This is a genomic window from Mediterranea massiliensis (genome assembly GCF_900128475.1).
GTDB lineage: Bacteria > Bacteroidota > Bacteroidia > Bacteroidales > Bacteroidaceae > Bacteroides > Bacteroides massiliensis_E.
Map to the genome: position 1 here is coordinate 240,153 of NZ_LT635839.1, position 14,135 is coordinate 254,287.

Here is a 14,135-nt window from a genome sequence, read left to right on the forward strand (position 1 = left end):
ATGAAAGCTGAGCGGAGAGACAAAAGAAAAGGCATTGTTTTACAATTAAATTGTCATGAAATACCTCCTCAAGCGACAAAAACAAGAAAAGCCTGCACGATTTTCCTTAAAAGGACGAATCATCATGCAGGCTTTTATAAAGTAAAAAAATCCAATCCAGCGGTGCTTAACGCTTCAGCTTCACGTCGAAGCTGGCGGCATCCTTGCAGGCGAAGCGGAGGACGGTCCGTTTCTTGTCAATGGAAACGACTTGACAGAACGGCGTTTCGTCCACCTGCCAGCGGCCTTTCAAGGTCAAGGTCAAGGGGATTTCCTGACTTTTGTTGCCAATCCACGGGCGGGAGTAGATGCTGCGTTCCTTACGCTTGCCCTGCTCGTCGAAAGCCTCATCGCTGGGGCCGCTGTAGAGGGCCAGGTCGGGCTGGGCCACGGTGAGACAAACGTGATCGCCTTCCTGCCGTACCATCACCAGGCAGGAGGTATCGGCGGCCTGCACCAGTCCGTCCTTGGGCAGAGACCGGGGTGTCTCGAAGAGCACGTAGGAAGTCAGCCTGCCGTCGGCCGTACGCACGATGTGGGCGTTGCGGTCCTGCTGGAGCACCTGATAGCCGGGCTTGCGGGCAAACTGCTTCAGCGCGCCGGCATCGGTACGGGGCAGGACAACATATTCGTAGGACGCGCCTTTCGGGGCTTTGCCGTGCTGCAGGATGAGCGATACCCAGTCGCCCGTCGTGGGCTTCACACTGCGTTCGCCCACGGTGGTCTGCGGGAAGTTCTTTTCAAATTTGGCCGATTTCATCGTTGTCTTCGGCAGATAATAGCCCACGCCGTTGGGGTCGAGATAGGTGGTGCCGTTGTCCTGATAGGCCTCCCAATAGTTGCGGAACTCGGGCGTAGTGGCCGCCAGCTGGAAGACGGTGGTTTCTGTCGGATAGTCGGCGTTCGTGTTTTCGATGTCCGAGCCGAGGCAGACGATGGTGCCGTCCAGGAAGTGGTAGGACTTGCGGGCACGCAGGGAGCCGTTGTACTTGTCGTGCTCGTGCAGCTTCATGCCGAAATTGCCGTTTTCACCGCTCTGCGAGAGTCCGCCGGCAAAGGCTTCGTCGGAATAGAGCATCTCTTCCATGCCCGAATAGATGTCTACGTTCAGGACGTTGGCACGCAACTGGTCGAAAGGCAGGTGGATGCTGGTGACACCCGGTATGCGGTTCCAGTCGAAGCCGGCTTCCTGCCAGCCGCTGGTGGTGAAAGTTACCATTTCATCGGGCTTTCCCGTCAGAATCTGCATGCTGCCGTGGGCCAGGTAGCGGCCGTAGAAGTTGGCGTCCAGGTAGTGTTCGGCCGCCCAGAGGTAGCGCGAATGGCCGCGTACCACGGCCGCCCAGTTGTCGCGACGCTGCACGCTGACGCATCCGTAGCCCAAGGCCAGGTTGCCCTGCGGATCGGTTTCGGGACGGAAACCCTGCGCCTCCAGTTCCTGTTTCAGCCGCTGTTCCTTTTTGCTCGATGTGCGGGGCAGGTAGTCGGGATCGTTTTCGTTCACCCGGCCGGTATACTCCATCAGGCGGAGGTAGGCGGCAGCCATGTCGGCGTCGTAGGGCTGACGACCGTCGGGGGTACCGGCAAGGGCCATTGTGGCATACTGTACGGGGATGAGCTGCCCTTTGCCGTTGGGATGGCGACCCGACATGGAGAGCGACCACTGGCGGGTGTTGCAATAGAAGCGCATGGTGAGCAGGGCCTTCTTCACCGTCTGGTGAGCCAGTTCGGATACCCGGAACTGCGTGCCGCTCAGCAGGTAAATCATGTTGGTGGCACCGTCCAGGCCTCCCACTGCATAGGCAGGATAGTTGTTGCAATGGTGGAAGCAGGCGCCGTCGCTCTTGAAGGAGCCCATCAGCCCGTCGGCCGGACGGCAGCCGTAGTCGAGCCAGCGGGAGAAGGAACGCAGGTACTGCACCTTCTCGGGCGAGTCTTCCATGATGAGGATGCTGGCCATGCGTCCCTGTGTCTGGGTGTTGAAGGAGTCGATGTCGATGCCGTTCACTTTAGGCATGGGGTAAACTTCGTTGGTGATGGCATACCAGCGCAGCGTACGTTCGGCCTCGGACAGTTTGCCCGCCTCGCGCAGCACGTCCTTCATCAGGAAGTAGGCCACGTAGAGGCCGCGCATGCTGTAACCGTAGTGGTGGATGTTGCCCCAGCAGCTGCCGTAAGCCACGCCCTGGTCGGTGATGTGGTCGTACATGGCCAGGAACTTCTGCCGCAACTCGTCGCGCAGCGTGTCGTCCTTGGCGTTCAGATAGGCAGTGGCGATGCGCTTCATCAGGTTGAAATAATTGTTCATCTCCATGCCCAGCTTGGTAAACATGTCCTTGTCCCAGCCGGGTATCATGCGTTCGTAGGCCTCGGCCTGACGCACCATGAAGATGGGCAGACCGCTCACCTTGCCGTTCTTGTAGGTAACCTGATAGAAGTCATACGCCTGGCGGATGGCCTGCATCTCCTTGTCGGTCAGCTTGCCGGGCGTGTAGAGCATGTCGCGGAAGCGGGTTTCCATCCGCTTGATGTCGGCCTTCTGCCGGTCGTCGAGAGGCGTCAGGGCGATTTCGGGCTTCCAGAGGGAGTGCTCGTAGATGACGAGCCAGTGGTTCGTCGTGCCCTTGTTGACGAAAGGCACCTGCACGTCGGCCGTCTGCTGGCGGGCATCCACCTTGCTGGCCGTGACGATGTGGTCGAAGCAGAGCTTGCCCCGGACGTCGGGGGCCACGATGCGCAGTTCGTTCATGCCTTCTTCGGGCACGCCCTGCATGTCGCGTTCGTAGCACACCCACGCGGCACGCCAGCCTGTGAAGTTGATACCAAAGGGGAAGGAAGTGCAAAGTTTGCCGTCCTTCAGGAATTCAAAGCGTATCTGCTTGTCCTGAGCCTGCTCGTTGTATACCCACACGATGAAGGCAGACAGATAAGTGTCCTTGCCCGTAGGGTCTTTCTTCTCGAACATCAGGTCTTTCTTCACGCTGAGTACGTCGCCCGGTCCATACTCCCAGCCGAGGCTGTGAAGGCCGTCCTTATAGTGCTCGTCGTTGATGGCCAGACGGGAGCCGCCATCCACCACCATGTATGCCGGTACTGCTCCGTCTTCAAAGGAGAGCAGACGCTCGTTCTTCACGACCTGTGCCTCTGCCTGCGAGGCCAGAAAAAGTCCCAGAAGCGCAGCCGCGCCGCGGGTCCATTTGTTGAAATGCGTCATATTCTGTTGGTTTATTTAAGGTTGTTGCAATGTCGTCTTCATTCGGTCACGAAGAAACGACATTCCCGGCAAACCGACAGGCAAAATCGTACAAAACAATGACAAAATAGTGGTTAGTGGTGAGCGGTTAGTATCATAAAGATGCTTACAGCTCATCACTAACCACTAACCACTAACCGCTATCCTTTTCCTCCCTTCCGCTTCAGGTACTCGTAGCCGAAGCGGCAGCGGAGGCAGTCCTTGCGGTCGCAATACTCCTTCTGGAGCTGGATGATGGCCTGCGAGTCGGCAGCGGTCGAGACGGGCAGGCCGGCCCCGCTCCACATCCGCGTGATGTAGTTGTTCTCGGCCTTCAGGGTTTCCAGCAGGGCTGTGGCCCGCTCGCAGAGGCTTTCTTCCTGCCGGTGCTGCCCGTAGGCATAGAGGAAGGGAACGACGGTGTTGATGATGACCAGGTCGAGCGCACCGCGGCCCATCTGCTTGGGCTGACGGACGGAAGTCTTGCCGAAGGTGAAATGCTCCTCCCAATAGGAAGAGGTGCCCACGGCCAGCAGTTGGCGCAGCTCGTCGGCCGTGCGGGCCTCCATCACCCGCGAGAATAGCGTCTGCCCGCGATGGTAGAGGTCGGCCAGCTGGGCCAGGCGTACATAGGGGAAGCCGCCGGGACGCTGGCGCAGGAGCCTCCAGCGCGAAGGGTCCAGCGGAGCGGGCAGGCTGAACTTCTGCCGCAGGTAGCGATACTCCTTCTGGAGGCGGAGGTAATAATCACCATAGTCGGGCCGCTCCTCGTCCAGCAGGCCGGCCATGCCGAGGAAGAAGGCTTCCACCTGAAAGAGGTTGTCGCGGTGCTTGTCCACGGCACGGAAGGGGACGAGCCGCGCCCAGGCCTCGAAAGCGTCGCTGTTCAGCCCGAAGCCGTAGTTGCGGGCCAGGGTGACGAAGAACACGTCTTCCCAATGGTTGCCGTAGGCGTCGAGACGGGCACGGATGTCGCGCGCCTTCCGTTCGAAGCGCTCCACCTGCAGGGCCGAGAGCCAGGAGTGTACCGTCAGCTTGGGCAGGGAGGACAGGATGGAGTAGCAGGGCGGATGAATCTCCGAACGGCGCAGTTCGTCGTAGCGGCGGGCCACGTCGGCGGGGGAGGGCAGGGCGGGCCGGGGGGGGGGGTGGGCGTGGCGGGGGGAGAAGGGGGAGGGGGGCCCGNAGCGGTCGTGCAGCTCCACGTTGCCCACCCACAGGATGCCGTTCAACTTCAGCTTGGCGTTGAAGAAGTCGGGGCCCGCATCGGTGTTGGGCAGGCCGGGGTCAATGACCTCCACCTGCTGGCCGTCGGTAGTGCGCAGTTCCTGCAAGGGGAAAATCTTGTGTTTCCAAAGGTAATGTAAAAGGTGTTCCATATCTGTAGCGGTTAGTGGTTAGCGGTGAGTGATGAGTGGGTCCTGCGGGAGAGGCAGCGATAGGGTGAACTCGCTGAAACGCCCCTGCACGCTCTCTACGCTGACGTAACCACCGTGCTCGCGAGCCACGTTCATCACGTAGTTCAGGCCGAGGCCGAAGCCGGAAACCTTCTTCTGCCCGCTGCCGTCGTCGCGGGGCAGCACACGTTCGAACTTGTCGAAGATGGTGCGCTGGGCCGAAAGAGGGATGCCGATGCCGTTGTCGCGGACACTGATGCGGATGAAATCACCCTCCTGACACGAGGCGATGCGCACCTCCACCGTGTCCTTGGAGTATTTCAGGGCGTTGTCTATCAGGTTGGAGAGGGCTTCCTTCAGGAATTCCATGTCGGCATAGACTTCCCCCGCCTGCAGGTCGGTATGGAAGGTGACGGGCTTCGTGGCCTTTGCCTCGAACACCTGTATCAGGTCGTCCACGGCGGGACGCAGGGGATGCCAGTCCTTGGTGAGCAGCAGCTGGTGATGCTCCATCTTCGAGAGGGTGAGCACCCGGTTGGTCAGGTCCAGCAGATGCAGGCTCTCCCGCTCCAGCAGGTCGAAGTGCTCGCGCTTGCGTTCGGGCTTGTTGTCCAGGCGGCCACTGCGCAGGTTCCTCGCCGCCATCAGCAGGGTGCTGATGGGTGTCTTCATGTCGTGCACCATGGCGTAGGAGAAGTCCTCACGCATCTGCGACAATTTATCTTGCCGCTGGATGATGTCCACCTGCTTGAAGATGCCGAAAGCCAACAGGAAGAAGCCTGCCACCGTGCCCAGCAGGTAGTAGAGCTGCGACCCGACGGTTTCGGCACGAAGGTTGAGAAGGCGGGCCCGCACGCCTTGCAGGCTGTCCAGCGGGATGACGAACGTGCGCCGATGCTCCAGCTCCCGTTCGTAGTCGTCGAAGTAGCGCAGGGCGGAGCGGAGCACCACGGCCGAGTCGCCCGCCAGCTGCACCGTGTCCAGCCGGAAGCGNTAACGGTTAGCGGTGAGTGCAGGTACCAACCGCTAACCACTCACCGCTTACCGCTACAAAAGTAACTTCTTTTCCCTTTCCCTCCAACTCCGTTAACGTAAAGATAACGTAACGTTAACCTTCCGTTTACCTGAGAGGACTTATCTTTGCAACGTCAACCAGAAAACAAATGTCACAATGGAAACAACTTTCAAGAACCGCATGACCCGCTTCCTCGCGAAAGAAACGGAGTCGCTGACGGGTAACGACCCCGTCAAAAAAATCCTCGTCCTGGCAGCCGTCGGGCTGGCAAGCTTCATCGTCTGCTTCGCAGCGGGCTACTATATCGGAAAATATATGGCCATCTTTTATTGAATCCTATCATTCACGCTTTATGGAAACAACTGCACAACCCAATCAGAACCCCGCCTCGCAACCGGACGGCATGGAAGTCAAAATCAACCCGGGACGAATCACCGTTTACGTCGTCGTGTCCTACCTGCTGGTCATGTTCGCCAGCTCGGCCCTCTACATCTACATTTGGGAAGAATTCTCCCTTTACAACCTGGGCCACTACATCGGGCTGCACTGGGGAAGAAGCATCTTCTGGCTGATTCTTCCCGTAGTCGGTCTTTACATCCTGCTATACAGCCTGCTGGGATACTTCATCAACGGACGCAGCCTGAAAGGCCTCCGCTGGGCCTGCGACTGGAAATCCATCGGCCTCGCCCCCACCCGTCCCGTTCCCTTGAAGCATTACCGCCTGTTGTTGCTCCTGCCCGGCATCCTGATGGGCCTGCTGCCCGTGCTGCACGGCTTCTGCACCGGCAATGCCACGGCCTACATCTTCGGCATCATAAGCCTGCTGTGCTGCTCGTCCGACTTCATGATGTGGTACAAGCTGCGCCCCTTCGACGACGAGGATTTGTTCCGACCGGGGAAAAACACGTCCCAAGGCACCGTCATCCGACGCAACTACACGAAATAGAGCTGCCTGTTTGTCAAGAAAGGCAACCAAGCTTTCCGAAGCCCCGTTTTCAGGTGTTTTTCAGGTACTACCTGAAAGGCTTTCAGGTAGTACCTGAAGGGTCTTCAGGTAGGGACTGAAAGGTCTTCAGGTACGGACCTGAAATGTATTCAGGTTTTTCAGGAATAGCACCTGAAAAATCGGATACTGATTATCAGTAGATTAGTCGTTTTCGACAGAAAAGGCACAGCTCGACGCCGGCAAGCCTTTCTTCCTTCGGATGAAGCCTCCGTTTGTCAGGAATATTCAGCAAGAAAGGAGCATAACGGCAGACACGCTCCCACCCCGTTATTGTTAACAAGTCGATAATGAAGGCTGTTTGCGTCAGAAAAGTCCTATCTTTGAATAAGATAGGCGGCACCTCGGAAGTAAAAAGCTGAAAACTACGTTTTCGCTTTTGTACTTCTCTCGGTTTGCACTATATTTGCACACATTAATATAATAAGAAAACAGAGAACAATGAAAATAGCACTGATCGGTTATGGCAAGATGGGCAAGGAAATAGAACGCATTGCCCGTAGCCGCGGACACGAAATTGTCTGCATCATCGACATCGACAACCAGGAAGACTTCCAGTCCGAAGCCTTCCGCTCGGCCGATGTGGCCATTGAGTTCACCAACCCCAAGGCTGCCTACGGCAACTACATGAAGACGTTCGAGGCGGGCGTGAAGCTCGTGTCGGGCAGCACGGGCTGGACGGAAGAGCACGGCGAGGAAGTGCGCCGCCTCTGCACCGAAGGCGGACGGACGCTGTTCTGGTCGAGCAACTTCAGCCTGGGCGTGGCCATCTTCTCGGCCGTCAACAAGTACCTGGCCAAGATTATGAACCAGTTCCCCGGCTACGACGTCAGCATGAGCGAGACGCACCACATCCACAAGCTGGACGCACCGAGCGGCACCGCCATCACCCTGGCCGAAGGCATCCTCGAGAACCTCGACCGCAAGTCGCGTTGGGTGAAGGGCACGCTCCAGGCGCCCGACGGCACCGTGACGGGCACCACCGCCTGCGCCGCCGACGAACTGCCTGTCAGCTCCATCCGCCTGGGCGAAGTGCCGGGCATCCACAGCATCCGCTACGACTCCGAGGCCGACAGCATCACCATCACCCACGACGCCAAGAACCGCAGCGGCTTTGCCCTGGGCGCCGTGCTGGCCGCCGAATATACAGCCACGCACGAAGGCTTCCTGGGGATGGGCGACTTATTCCCGTTTCTGAAATAAACAAGCATAGCAAGCCATGAAACAAGTATCACGCAAACAATGGATCAAGTTCGGCATCGTCACGCTACTCTACCTGCTCTTCCTCCTGTGGGTCAGGAGCTGGTGGGGACTGGTGGTCGTACCTTTCATCTATGACATCTACATCACCAAGAAGATACCCTGGAGCTGGTGGAGGAAGTCCGAGAACGCTGCCGTGCGCGGCGTCATGAGCTGGGTGGACGCCATCGTGTTCGCCCTGGTGGCCGTCTATTTCGTCAACATCTACCTCTTCCAGAACTATCAGATACCGTCGTCGTCCCTGGAGAAATCGCTGCTTGTGGGCGACTTCCTCTATGTGAGCAAGGTGAGCTACGGACCGCGCGTGCCCAACACGCCGCTCTCCATGCCGCTGGCCCAGCACACACTGCCCGTGTTCAACTGCAAGTCGTACATCGAGTGGCCGCAGTGGAAATACAAGCGCGTGCCGGGCTTCGGACGGGTGAAGCTGAACGACATCGTGGTGTTCAACTTCCCCGCAGGTGACACCGTGGCCACCAACTTCCAGCAGACCGACTTCTACAGCCTGGCCTACAGCGAAGGGCAGCGCGTCTATCCGAAGCAGGTCAACATGGACAGCCTGACGCGCCAGCAGCAGCGGGCCGTCTATGACCTCTACTATGCGGCAGGACGCAACCTCATCCTGTCCAACCCGCAGATGTATGGCAAGGTCATCACCCGCCCCGTTGACCGCCGCGAGAACTACGTGAAGCGCTGCGTGGGCCTGCCGGGCGACACGCTCCAGATCAAGGAGGGACAGGTATATATCGACGGCCAGGCCATCGAGAACCCCGAAGGACTGCAGTTCAACTACTTCGTGCAGACCACCGGCCCGCTCATCCCCGAAAACCTCTTCCGCGAGCTGGGCATCAGCAAGGACGACCAGTGGCTGATGAACAACGATCCGGGCTGGGAGGCCAAACTGGAGGCCATGGGCTTCGACCGCCGCGACGCACAGGGCCGTCTGGCTCCCGTCTATCACCTGCCGCTGACGCAGGCCATGCGCCAAGCCCTCGAAGGCAACAAGAAGCTCATCAGCCGCGTCGCCATGGAACCCGAGAGCTTTGCCGGACAGATGTATCCGCAGAACCTCTATACGAAGTGGGACCGCAACAACTACGGCCCCATCTGGATACCCGCCAAGGGAGCCACCATCACCCTGACGGACGACAACCTGCCCATCTACGAGCGCTGCATCACGGCCTACGAGGGCAACAAGCTGGAACGCCGCCCCGACGGCCTCTACATCAACGGCCAGAAGACCGACACCTATACCTTCCAGATGGACTACTACTGGATGATGGGTGACAACCGCCACAACTCGGCCGACTCGCGCTACTGGGGCTTCGTGCCCGAGGACCACGTGGTGGGCAAACCGCTCGTCGTATGGCTCTCGCTGGACAAGGACCGCGGCTGGCTGGACGGCAAGATACGCTGGAGCCGCCTGTTCAAGTGGGTAGGCTAAGCTGAACGGAGAACAGACCCCATGAAGAAGGCGGGAAGAATCATACTGACTATAGCAGGAGTAGCGCTCATCGTGGTGCTGCTCCGCTCGTGTGTGGCTACCTCCTACCTGATTCCTTCGGCCGGCATGGAGAACTCGCTCTACCAGGGCGAACGCATCCTGGTGAACAAGTGGAGCTACGGGCTGCGCCTGCCCTTCATGAACCTGTGGGGCTACCACCGTTGGGGAGATTGCGACGTCGGCAAGGAAGACATCCTCGTCTTCAACAACCCAGCCAACCGGCTGGCAGACATCCGCCGACGTGAAGTCTTCATCAGCCGCTGCATCGGCCTGCCGGGCGACACGCTGCTGGTCGATTCCTTCTTCACCGCCCTGCCCTGCGAGCAGTATGCCCCCGACCAGAAGTTCGTCTACGCCTACCCCAAGGCCAAGGAACGCCAGCTGGACACGCTGCTGGCCACGCTCTCCATCCGCCACGCCGAGCGGATGGGCGAAGACTCGCTCCACTACCTGCGCAGCTTCAGCCGCTACGAATACTACCTGCTGGAGCAAGCCCTCTACGGACACTGCTGGATACAGCCTGCCGCTCGCCCCGACTCCCTGCAGGAGGCCCGCGCCCTCATCGTGCCGAAAAAGGGCCGCGCCGTGCGCGTCTATCCGTGGAACCGCGTGCTGCTGTGCAACACGCTGGTGCTGCACGAGCACCGCAACGCCAAGATACAAAACGACACCCTCTACGTGGACGGCCGCCCCGTGCAGCACTGTGTCTTCACAAAAGACTACTACTGGGTGGCCTCGAACAACGCGGCCAACGTGTCGGATTCGCGCCTCTTCGGCTTCGTGCCCGAAGACCACCTTATCGGGAGGGCTTCCGTCATCTGGTTCTCGCGCGACAAGGAAAGCGGCATGCGCTGGGACAGGATCGGCAAGGCGGTGCGATAACAACAAGAAAGCAATGGAAAAGGAAACGATATACCTCTCTTCGGCCTACCTGGCCCCGGTGGAATACTACACCAAGCTGCTGGCCTACAGCCACGTCTGTGTGGAAGACTGCGACCACTACCTGAAGCAGACCTACCGCAACCGCTGCACCATCGCCGCGCCGGACGGCCCGCTGGCGCTCTCGGTGCCCATCATCAAGCCCGACACGCTGAAGTGCCCCATGAAGGATATCCGCATCTCCGACCACGGCAACTGGCGCCACCTGCACTGGAACGCCCTGGAGTCGGCCTACAACCACACGCCCTTCTTCGAATACTACAAGGACGACTTCCGCCCCTTCTACGAACAAAAGTACGAGTTCCTGGCCGACTTCAACGAAGCCCTGTGCCGCCTGGTCTGCTCGCTCATCGGGCTGGAACCGCAGATGGAACGCACCACGGACTACAAGACCACCTTCGCTCCCGGCGAAGACGACTTCCGCGAACGCATCCACCCCAAGAAGGAATTCCGCACGGAGGACCCCGACTTCTACCCCCAACCCTATTACCAGGTGTTCCAGGAACGGCTGGGCTTCCTGCCCAACCTGAGCATCGCGGACCTGCTGTTCAACATGGGTCCCGAAAGTCTGCTGGTATTGCAGGCCAGCCACCGGCCCGCCCGAACGGCCGCCTCACGCTGACGGACGTTCCTCCCCACCCGTGTACAGCGTCCGCCGCTTGTATTCCGTCGGCGTGATGCCCGTAATCCGCTTGAAGCTGCGGTTGAAGTGTGTGATGGTCTCGAACCCGCACTCCAGACTGATCTGCGAAATGTTCAGCCGGTCGACGGCCAGCAGCTTGCAAGCATAGCCGATGCGCATGTCCAGGATGTATTCCTTGAGCGTCTTGCCCGTGTTCTCCTTGAAGTAGCGGCAGAAGGAAGCCGGATTCATGGCCGTATAGGAAGCTATCTCGTTCAGACTGATGCGCTGCGTATAGCGCTTGTTCAGGAAGGCGATGATCTTCTCTATCTTCTTGTCCTTGAAGTCGGCCGACAGCGGATTGTAGTTGGGCGACGCCACCAGTTCCTTCTGCGGAAGAAGCGACAACGCATGCAGCAGCCTGAGCAGGGAAAGTATCTGGTCGAAGCCCTCGGAGCGGGGCAGGCTGCGGATCATCTCGCAAAGGTCGGGACGGTCGGCCAGGCGGTAGACAATCCCCCGCCCCGCCTGAGCCAGCATGTTGCGGATGGGGAGAAACTGAACGTAGTTGGAAAAGGAATAGTGCATGAAGTCTTTCTCGAACTGGACAATCACCCCGCTCACTCCCCCGGCCTCATCCGCGCCCGACGGTGCGGCGAAATTCTGCATGCAGTGGGGCAGCTCCGAACCGAAGAAGAGCAGGCAGCGGTCCGAATACTCCGCGATGCTGTCGCCTATCAGGCATTGCCCCTGCCCCTTCTCCACATACATCAGTTCGTATTCCCCATGGAAATGCCACGGATAGGTAAAGGTTTTGTAACGGTAGAACCGGGTACGCACGGGGTTGCTGTTCGAGATGTGCAACTGTTCGTTTACTATCTTTTTCATCGCAAATATCCTTTAAAAACAGAGATATTGCAAAAATACGAATATTTCCTGCAAAATTCAGCCTATAACAATGTTTCTTTTCTGCCTATTTTTGCATCACGAACATTCCAATAAACAAGTATAAGATTATGAAAAACTTATTTGACATCAAAGACCAGGTAATCGTCATCACCGGCGGTTGCGGTATCCTGGGCAAGAACATCGCCAACTATCTGGCAGAACAAGGTGCAAAAATCGTCATTCTGGACCGTGCCGAAGAGGTCGGCAAGGAGCTGGAAGCCGAACTGAACCAAAAGACCGAAGCCCTCTTCCTGAAGACGGACGTACTGAACAAGGAAGTGCTGGAGGAGAACAAGAAAGACATCCTCGCACGCTTCGGCACCATCAATGTGCTGCTCAACGCTGCCGGCGGCAACATGCCCGGCGCCACCATCGCTCCGGACAAGACAGTACTCGACCTGGATGTGGACGCCTTCAAGAAGGTGGTAGACCTGAACCTCTTCGGCACCATCCTGCCGACGATGGTCTTCGTGGACGTCCTGGCCAAGAACAAGAAGGGAGCCATCGTGAACTTCTGCTCCGAATCGGCCCTGCGCCCGCTGACCCGTGTCGTAGGCTACGGCTCGGCCAAGGCTGCCATCGCCAACTATACCCGCTACATGGCTACTGAATTGGCCACCAAGTTCAGCCCCAAACTGCGTGTCAACGCCATCGTGCCCGGCTTCCTGCTGACCAACCAGAACCGCACGCTGCTGACCAACCCCGACGGTTCCTATACCGACCGTGCCCGCGCCATCATCGCCCATACGCCTGCCGGACGCTTTGCCGAGCCGGAAGAGCTCTTCGGTACCATCCACTACCTCATCAGCGACGCTTCGAGCTTCGTCACCGGTGCCCTGTCTGTAGTGGACGGCGGATTTGACGCATTCTCCATCTAATAACCTCAAAACCCAGCATCGACTATGATACTTTGTGAACAAACCTGGCGCTGGTACGGGCCGAACGACCCCGTCAGCCTGTGGGACATCAAGCAGGCCGGAGCCACCGGCATCGTCAATGCCCTGCACCACATCCCCAACGGCGAGGTGTGGACCGTAGAAGAGATTATGAAGCGCAAGCAGATGATCGAGGAAGTGGGCCTCACGTGGTCCGTTGTTGAAAGCGTGCCCGTGCATGAGCACATCAAGACGCAGACGGGCGACTTCCAGAAGTACATCGACAACTACAAGGAAAGCCTGCGCAACCTGGCCAAATGCGGCGTGAACATCGTCACCTACAACTTCATGCCCGTGCTCGACTGGACGCGTACCGACCTGGCCTACGAACTGCCCGACGGCAGCCGTGCCCTGCGCTTCGAACGTGCCGCCTTCATCGCCTTCGACCTCTTCCTGCTGAAGCGCCCCGGCGCCGAAGCCGACTATACCGATGAAGAAAAGGCCAAGGCCAAGGCCCGCTTCGAACAGATGACCGATGAAGACAAGCAGAAACTCGTCCGCAACATGATAGCCGGCCTGCCCGGCTCGGAAGAGAGCTTCACGCTGGAGCAGTTCCAGCACGAACTGGACCGCTACAAGGACATCACGCCCGAACGTCTGCGCCAGAACCTCATCTACTTCCTGAGCGAAATCTGCCCCGTGGCCGATGAAGTGGGCGTCAAGCTGGTCATCCACCCCGACGACCCGCCCATGTCCATCCTGGGCCTGCCGCGCATCATGAGCTGTGCCGAAGACTTCCAGGCACTCATTGACGCCGTGCCCAACCCCAGCAACGGTCTCTGCCTGTGTACCGGTTCGCTGGGCGTCAGCAGCGCCAACGACTGTGCCGCCATGATGACCCGCTTCGGCGACCGCATCAACTTCGTACACCTGCGCTCCACCAAGCGCGACGCCGAAGGCAACTTCTACGAAGCCAACCACCTGGAAGGCGACGTCGACATGTACGGTGTAATGAAGGCCTTCCTCGAACTGCAGCAGCGCCGTGGCGTATCCATCCCCATGCGCCCCGACCACGGACACCAGATGGTGGACGACCTGCGCAAGAAGACCAACCCCGGTTACTCGTGCATCGGCCGCCTGCGCGGACTGGCCGAACTGCGCGGACTGGAGATGGGTATCGCGAAGTCGCTGTACAAGTGATGCACACTGAGTGAAACCTGAATCATAGAAAAATTCCCCCTGTCCCCGCTTCCTTCCCCATCGGAAGGAAGATCCGGGAACAGGGGGAATCTCTTTATTCC

At 58.8% G+C, this 14,135-nt stretch carries 12 protein-coding genes; 8 read left to right on the top strand and 4 right to left on the bottom strand.

Going from position 1 to position 14,135, the window contains the following annotated elements; all coding sequences use genetic code 11:
* Positions 1-166 precede the first annotated feature (166 nt).
* The 3 genes from BQ7483_RS14460 to BQ7483_RS14470 form a co-directional block, all read right to left on the bottom strand.
* Positions 167-3,253, bottom strand: a complete 3,087-nt coding sequence (locus BQ7483_RS14460; protein WP_072546369.1) for a chondroitinase family polysaccharide lyase — start codon at positions 3,251-3,253, stop codon at positions 167-169.
* A 179-nt stretch (positions 3,254-3,432) separates the two neighbouring features.
* The gene (locus BQ7483_RS14465) at positions 3,433-4,650 is read right to left on the bottom strand and encodes a DUF2851 family protein (protein WP_072546370.1); all 1,218 of its coding nucleotides are present in this window, start codon (positions 4,648-4,650) and stop codon (positions 3,433-3,435) included.
* 18 nt (positions 4,651-4,668) lie between these two features.
* Positions 4,669-5,376 carry a sensor histidine kinase gene (locus BQ7483_RS14470; protein WP_456085464.1) on the bottom strand — a complete coding sequence of 236 codons (708 nt, stop codon included), beginning with the start codon at positions 5,374-5,376 and terminating at the stop codon, positions 4,669-4,671.
* A gap of 463 nt (positions 5,377-5,839) precedes the next feature.
* On the opposite strand from BQ7483_RS14470, the gene BQ7483_RS17770 reads away from it, so the two are divergent.
* The 6 genes from BQ7483_RS17770 (at position 5,840) to BQ7483_RS14495 (ending at position 11,011) form a co-directional block, all read left to right on the top strand.
* Positions 5,840-6,016, top strand: coding sequence for a hypothetical protein (locus BQ7483_RS17770; protein ID WP_022021587.1), 177 nt, complete (start codon positions 5,840-5,842; stop codon positions 6,014-6,016).
* A 19-nt stretch (positions 6,017-6,035) separates the two neighbouring features.
* Positions 6,036-6,629: a hypothetical protein gene (locus BQ7483_RS14475; protein WP_072546372.1), complete on the top strand. Its 594-nt coding sequence runs from the start codon at positions 6,036-6,038 to the stop codon at positions 6,627-6,629.
* 498 nt (positions 6,630-7,127) lie between these two features.
* Positions 7,128-7,889: a 4-hydroxy-tetrahydrodipicolinate reductase gene (gene dapB / locus BQ7483_RS14480; protein ID WP_072546373.1), complete on the top strand. Its 762-nt coding sequence runs from the start codon at positions 7,128-7,130 to the stop codon at positions 7,887-7,889.
* 16 nt (positions 7,890-7,905) lie between these two features.
* A complete protein-coding gene (locus BQ7483_RS14485; protein ID WP_072546374.1) occupies positions 7,906-9,390 on the top strand; it encodes a S26 family signal peptidase in 1,485 nt (494 codons plus the stop codon).
* Between the two features lie 21 nt (positions 9,391-9,411).
* The gene (gene lepB / locus BQ7483_RS14490; RefSeq protein ID WP_072546375.1) at positions 9,412-10,332 is read left to right on the top strand and encodes a signal peptidase I; all 921 of its coding nucleotides are present in this window, start codon (positions 9,412-9,414) and stop codon (positions 10,330-10,332) included.
* 13 nt (positions 10,333-10,345) lie between these two features.
* Positions 10,346-11,011 (top strand): WbqC family protein, encoded by a 666-nt coding sequence (locus BQ7483_RS14495; protein ID WP_072546376.1) that lies wholly within the window; start codon positions 10,346-10,348, stop codon positions 11,009-11,011.
* On the opposite strand, the gene BQ7483_RS14500 is transcribed toward BQ7483_RS14495, so the two are convergent.
* Entirely contained in the window at positions 11,003-11,899 is an 897-nt protein-coding gene (locus tag BQ7483_RS14500; RefSeq protein ID WP_072546377.1) for a helix-turn-helix domain-containing protein, read from the bottom strand. The genes BQ7483_RS14495 and BQ7483_RS14500 overlap by 9 nt on opposite strands.
* Positions 11,900-12,027: 128 nt before the next feature.
* Here BQ7483_RS14500 and BQ7483_RS14505 point away from each other — a divergent pair, with 128 nt between their 5' ends.
* Both BQ7483_RS14505 and uxuA read left to right on the top strand, forming a co-directional pair.
* Positions 12,028-12,837 (top strand): SDR family oxidoreductase, encoded by an 810-nt coding sequence (locus BQ7483_RS14505; protein WP_072546378.1) that lies wholly within the window; start codon positions 12,028-12,030, stop codon positions 12,835-12,837.
* Positions 12,838-12,861: 24 nt separating this feature from the next.
* Entirely contained in the window at positions 12,862-14,034 is a 1,173-nt protein-coding gene (uxuA, locus tag BQ7483_RS14510; RefSeq protein ID WP_072546379.1) for a mannonate dehydratase, read from the top strand.
* Positions 14,035-14,135: the final 101 nt, after the last annotated feature.

Excerpts from the sequence above, each read along its gene's own strand:
- BQ7483_RS14470 (WP_456085464.1), bottom strand. The coding sequence starts at position 5,376 with ATGCGTGAGGACTTCTCCTACGCCATGGTGCACGACATGAAGACACCC.
- BQ7483_RS14460 (WP_072546369.1), bottom strand. The coding sequence starts at position 3,253 with ATGACGCATTTCAACAAATGGACCCGCGGCGCGGCTGCGCTTCTGGGA.
- BQ7483_RS14505 (WP_072546378.1), top strand. The coding sequence starts at position 12,028 with ATGAAAAACTTATTTGACATCAAAGACCAGGTAATCGTCATCACCGGC.
- dapB (WP_072546373.1), top strand. The coding sequence starts at position 7,128 with ATGAAAATAGCACTGATCGGTTATGGCAAGATGGGCAAGGAAATAGAA.
- BQ7483_RS14475 (WP_072546372.1), top strand. The coding sequence starts at position 6,036 with ATGGAAACAACTGCACAACCCAATCAGAACCCCGCCTCGCAACCGGAC.
- BQ7483_RS14485 (WP_072546374.1), top strand. The coding sequence starts at position 7,906 with ATGAAACAAGTATCACGCAAACAATGGATCAAGTTCGGCATCGTCACG.
- BQ7483_RS14500 (WP_072546377.1), bottom strand. The coding sequence starts at position 11,899 with ATGAAAAAGATAGTAAACGAACAGTTGCACATCTCGAACAGCAACCCC.
- uxuA (WP_072546379.1), top strand. The coding sequence starts at position 12,862 with ATGATACTTTGTGAACAAACCTGGCGCTGGTACGGGCCGAACGACCCC.
- BQ7483_RS14495 (WP_072546376.1), top strand. The coding sequence starts at position 10,346 with ATGGAAAAGGAAACGATATACCTCTCTTCGGCCTACCTGGCCCCGGTG.
- BQ7483_RS17770 (WP_022021587.1), top strand. The coding sequence starts at position 5,840 with ATGGAAACAACTTTCAAGAACCGCATGACCCGCTTCCTCGCGAAAGAA.
- lepB (WP_072546375.1), top strand. The coding sequence starts at position 9,412 with ATGAAGAAGGCGGGAAGAATCATACTGACTATAGCAGGAGTAGCGCTC.